The organism is Salegentibacter tibetensis (assembly GCF_020164485.1).
Lineage (GTDB): Bacteria > Bacteroidota > Bacteroidia > Flavobacteriales > Flavobacteriaceae > Salegentibacter > Salegentibacter tibetensis.
This window is the reverse complement of record NZ_JAIQZA010000067.1, coordinates 1-4926: the sequence shown is the minus strand read 5'-3', so window position 1 is coordinate 4926 and position 4926 is coordinate 1. Positions and strand designations below refer to the sequence as shown.

The window sequence follows — 4926 nt, the reverse complement described above, 5'->3', positions numbered from 1 at the left end:
GTAAAGTAAAACATCGCTATTATATAACAATCCAGACACACCGAAGTTGAGGATCTTATCGTTTACTTTTGCGTTAAAAGCAATACCGCTGCCACATAGTGGGCAATACGTTATTACTACAGCTTTCCCTTCAAAATCATCATTAACTATTTCATGATAATTCATAATAGCAATAGGATAAGCTTTAGCAATTCCATTTTCGTATACCCCTAAAATTCTATCATTTTTAGATAAGATAGCTTTAGAAGCACTTAAAAACTTTGGACTGTCTATAGAGGGAATTCCATCTTTTGGAGGTCCTCCATCTTTTATTTCAGAAATCGGGATGCTTGCATTGGACAGATCAAAACCTTTTTTCTCCTGGGCATAATTGGACTGGAAGGTTATACAAGCTATTAATAAAAACAATATTGATTTCATAAAAAAGATATTTCGGGTTCAATTTACTACCAGGCGCAAAGTTGTTCAAGGATAATGTCTAAAACTACTTTTCTAATTTTATTTCAAATTTGTATTTCTAAGAGTTTGCTCAAATTCTTCAGTAGTAAAAATTTTACTGGTAATCATTCTTAAATTCATTAAAGCCGCCTCGAAGGTATCCATACCAGGTAGTTTAGCGCTGGCACTTGCATCTGCAATAACTGCCACTTCATATCCATCTTCCAGTAAATGTCGGGTATGTGATTCTAAATTTAGATTTGTAGACATTCCTGCCATCAATATTTTCTGTATTTTGTATTTTCTTAATTGCAGGTATAAATCTGTGGTTTGAGGCCCATAAATTTTATGAGGATTACAAATTATAATATTTTCTTTAGATAAATACTGCTTGAATTGATACAGAAAATCAGCTCCGGAATCTTCAAATCCTTTCATATTTAATCTTCCGTTTCTTTTATCCACATGCCTTTTGATTGCATAAATTTTTCTAAAGAACCCCCAAATTTCCAACCCTGATCTGTAGGAAAAAAATAATGAGGAGATATAAAAACTTTTAGGTTATTTTCCTGAGCAAGACTAAAAACCATGTCCATATTTAAGATGGTGTCATTCTCTTTAACACTTTCTTTTACTATAGGCCAGGCTCATCATCTCTTAAAAAATCATTTTGTGGGGCGGTGATTACCACCGCAGTATTTTTATCAATTTCAAATTCCGGCTCTGGTAATCAGGAATCTTTTGCAGCTTTATTTACTTTCCAGTCTAAACTTTTCATATTGCTGTTTTTTGTTAAACATTTTTTTAATAGGTATTAATATAAACATCATCACTAATGTCAATTGTCATTATTGTGACACTCTAACAATATTTAACTCTTATTTTCAAGATTCCATCATATTCAAATTCACCCCTAAATTTCTTATTGTTAACGGTCAATTAGATCCTATACCTCTTTCTTTACAGATCTTTGTATTCCTCACATAACTTCATATATAACAGTTACTTACATTGAAATATTTTATTCATTTATTTAAAAATAGGGGATACTCCCCATCTTTAAAAGCAGTCATTATATCTAACTTTAAGACGCTTTTAGAATTGGTCCGAACACATTCAATATTCCGGCTTAAGGATATTAACTATAAACAACTTTTACTTCCGTGAGATTATAGAAAAGCAAAGAATTTATTAACCTAAATAAATATTAATTAAATAATTGCATTATGAAAAATTTTAATTTTTGGGTGTGCTTCGCTTTCATTGCGATAGTACTAACCTCCTGCAGCGAAGATGAGAAAATTCAGGATAGTTCTGAATTGGCAACAATATCCTTTGGAGCCTTACTGAATGACATGGCCAACGGCAGAGCGGCACTTAAAGAACATTTAAGTGATATTCCCGAATGCTCTGACGCCTCACCGGCTTTTGTAGAAGTAGTATTGACTGGTCCTACAAATGTGGGTACCATGGAAGAACCATTGGTGGTTCAAGTAAATTCAACTCCCGGCAACGATGGGAATTACTTTACCAAATATTCTTCAGATTTGGAGCTACAACCGGGAAATTATACCCTGCAGTATTTTGCTGTTTTTGATGGTAACCCTGTAAATGCCGGTAGCAACATGATCTGGTTAGCTCCGGTAACAGGAGGAAGCCTTGCCAATTTTGTAAATAATTCTTTACCTCTCGAAATAGAGCTTAGAGCCGGAGTGAAAAAATATGTTGATGTTGAAGTTTTGTGTTTTGACGATCGTATAGTGAACGAATACGGCTATACTTTTTTTGAGCTTGACGCAACAAGAGGAATAGAGTTTTGCATTTTTGGAAATTATTGTGATGAAACCGGTAGGCATTTCTCTGCAAAATTTAGTGTTGATGCCTGGAGATATAGCGGTGATCCCACAGAACCTAATGGAAAAGTAATTGCGAATGATCTTGCCAACATTACCGGAACCAACAATGCCGGAGATGCCTTTGCAGAGCCACTTTGTCTTGTATTACCAGACGGCAGTGGAGTCGATGAGTATTATATAGAAATCACTTTAATGGATTCTGATGTTTACGATACAGAAGAAAGAATTGTAAGAAGCGGAGTGATAACAGATGAAGAAGTAAGATCACTATTCAGTGGGGATTCCAATAATGATTATTTTCATTTTATGGCTGGATCCTGTCAGGCTTCAGATTCGCCTCCATTCTTTGATACAGCAAGTTTGATTCAACTTCCGGAAGGTTTTAAGGCGGAAAGATTGGCATATGGCCTACATCTGCCTACAAGCGCCACCTGGGATGATGAAGGAAACCTTTTTGTTGCACAAGCCGGAGGAGGATTGTTCCCTGGCCAGTTGGCCCCAATGGGTATAATCCAGATCATGGCTGACGGCAGCAGGGTAGAAGTGATAGACCTTGACAACAGGGGAATAGAACCTTCCATTATAGGCCTGGTATGGCATGAAGGCTGGTTCTATTTTACTCACAGAGCTGAAGATCTTACAGGAGCGGTTTCCCGGGTAAATAAAAACGGTCAGTTAGAGCTCTTGTTTAAGGGGATCATCGACAACCAGGATGAACATCAGATAAACGATATCCAGGTTGGACCCGATGGTTTGATGTATGTTTCGGTGGGAATGGCCGGTAATTCAGCTGTAGCAGGTCCTGACATTGCACCTGCCGTGAAAAAAAGTCCTAATTTACGCGCCAGACCCTGTGAGGATATTGTTCTTATCGGTAAGAATTATGAATCTCTGAATTTTCTGACTCCGGAAGAGGGAGATATGGTTAAAACAGGTGCTTATGTTCCTTTTGGTGTAGAAACCCATCCCGGACAGGTCATTCAGGGGGTAACCCTTTGTGGGGGATCTATTCTTAAATTTGATCCCAATAATGCTATGGGAACCATTTCCACTCATGCCTGGGGATTCCGAAATCTCATTGGCCTTACCTGGGACAGTAACGGGGATATGTATGCCGCTGAAAATGGTTATGACATCCGGGGTTCGCGCCCTGTAAAGGATTATATGGATGCCAGTTTACGAATTCACCAGGGCATGTGGTATGGAGTACCGGATTTCTCTGCCAACAGAGAACCTCTCACCGATCCTAAATTTGAAGTGGCCGATGAATTCCAGGCACCCATATACATAAACGGTGAATTTATAGGAAAGGATCTTGGTTTTGTTATAGACCATGAGGCCAGCGGGCTCACCCCTCCAGACCCTTCTGTGGTGCTTGGACAACACGAATTTAATTCATCTCCAAGTATGCTGGATATAGGACCTGCCTCTTGGGAATCTTGGACTAACCACGTATTCATCGCCGAATGGGGAGACTTAGCACCTGCTACTAATCCTTTACGTACTACGCCTGCAGGAGTCCAGATAGTGCGGGTAGATCCTGCTACAGGACAACTTTCAACTTTTGCAAGTAATAAAGGAGACGGTCCTGCTTCCTTCCAGGGAATGAAGGGAAAAGGACTGGAACGACCCTTCGATGTGAAATTTGGACCTGATGGTGCTATGTATATAGTAGATTACGGTGTGGTCACAATAGACCTGTCAAAATCGCCACCTGTAGTTTATGACGAGAATTCCGGTGCCATTTGGAAAATTACTAAAATGGAATAGAAAGAAAGATCATTAAAATGCAAAAGAGGCCGTCTTTTTAATGACCGCCTTTTTTATTTTTAGTAATTGGTTTTATCAGCTAAATAACCTGTATTCCTCACAAGGTGGAATTAAAAAACCCTTGCCGGAGCAAGGGTTTTTTAAGTTATCTAATGAGCTGCCACGGTTTCATTTTCTTCAAAAAAAGGATAGTCTGTATAACCTTTTTCACCGGGAGTATAGAAAGTATCATAATCCGGTTCGTTTAAAGTAAAATCATTCTCAAACCTATGGATAAGGTCTGGATTGGCGATGAAGGACCTGCCAAATGAAATAAGATCGGTCTTATTATCGGTGATGCTTTTTTCTGCTTCACCCTTTGTATATCCTCCATTACGGATAAGGGTGCCTTCAAATTTTTCTCTGATTTTTAAAAATATAGATTGTGAAACATTGGGAGATCCTAGTGACGAGTTATCTACCAGGTGCAGGTAGGCCAGCTCAAATTTGTTAAGCTGTTCTGTAAGATATATGAACTGATCATCGATACCGTTAAAAATTTCAGTACCGTTGAAAGCACTATAGGGTGATAATCGTATTCCCACTTTTTCGCTACCTATAGCCTTAGTAACTTTATCTACCGTTTCCAGGGTGAATCTGCTTCTGTTTTCTTTGGAGCCCCCATATTCATCGGTCCGTTTATTAGTCACAGTATTTAAAAACTGATCGGCCAGGTATCCATTGGCAGAATGTATCTCCACACCGTCAAATCCTGCTTTCATAGCATTTAAAGCAGCTTGAACGAACTCGTCCTGAGCCTGCTTTATTTCCTCTATGGTCATTTCTCTTGGAACCGGATATGGCTGAGGTCCGTGCTGGTCTG

5 protein-coding genes are annotated in these 4926 nt (G+C 38.7%); 1 reads left to right on the top strand and 4 read right to left on the bottom strand.

The window, feature by feature from the left end; genetic code table 11:
• The 3 genes from LB467_RS18370 to LB467_RS18360 all read right to left on the bottom strand — a co-directional run.
• The coding region (locus LB467_RS18370; RefSeq protein ID WP_224475603.1) for a DUF3179 domain-containing (seleno)protein at nucleotides 1-420 on the bottom strand (420 nt) is incomplete at its 3' end.
• Nucleotides 421-498: 78 nt separating this feature from the next.
• Nucleotides 499-876 carry an isochorismatase family protein gene (locus LB467_RS18365; protein WP_224475601.1) on the bottom strand — a complete coding sequence of 126 codons (378 nt, stop codon included), beginning with the start codon at nucleotides 874-876 and terminating at the stop codon, nucleotides 499-501.
• Between the two features lie 2 nt (nucleotides 877-878).
• Complete coding sequence (locus LB467_RS18360) at nucleotides 879-1034, bottom strand: hypothetical protein (protein ID WP_224475599.1); 156 nt, start codon at nucleotides 1032-1034, stop codon at nucleotides 879-881.
• A gap of 630 nt (nucleotides 1035-1664) precedes the next feature.
• On the opposite strand from LB467_RS18360, the gene LB467_RS18355 reads away from it, so the two are divergent.
• Nucleotides 1665-4064, top strand: a complete 2400-nt coding sequence (locus LB467_RS18355; RefSeq protein ID WP_224475597.1) for a PQQ-dependent sugar dehydrogenase — start codon at nucleotides 1665-1667, stop codon at nucleotides 4062-4064.
• 149 nt (nucleotides 4065-4213) lie between these two features.
• On the opposite strand, the gene LB467_RS18350 is transcribed toward LB467_RS18355, so the two are convergent.
• On the bottom strand, nucleotides 4214-4926 hold a 713-nt coding region (locus tag LB467_RS18350; RefSeq protein ID WP_449619106.1), incomplete at its 5' end, for an oxidoreductase.

What these genes read in the sequence shown, in the direction of transcription:
- LB467_RS18365 (WP_224475601.1), bottom strand. Translation starts at nt 876, where the DNA reads ATGAAAGGATTTGAAGATTCCGGAGCTGATTTTCTGTATCAATTCAAG.
- LB467_RS18360 (WP_224475599.1), bottom strand. Translation starts at nt 1,034, where the DNA reads ATGGACATGGTTTTTAGTCTTGCTCAGGAAAATAACCTAAAAGTTTTT.
- LB467_RS18355 (WP_224475597.1), top strand. Translation starts at nt 1,665, where the DNA reads ATGAAAAATTTTAATTTTTGGGTGTGCTTCGCTTTCATTGCGATAGTA.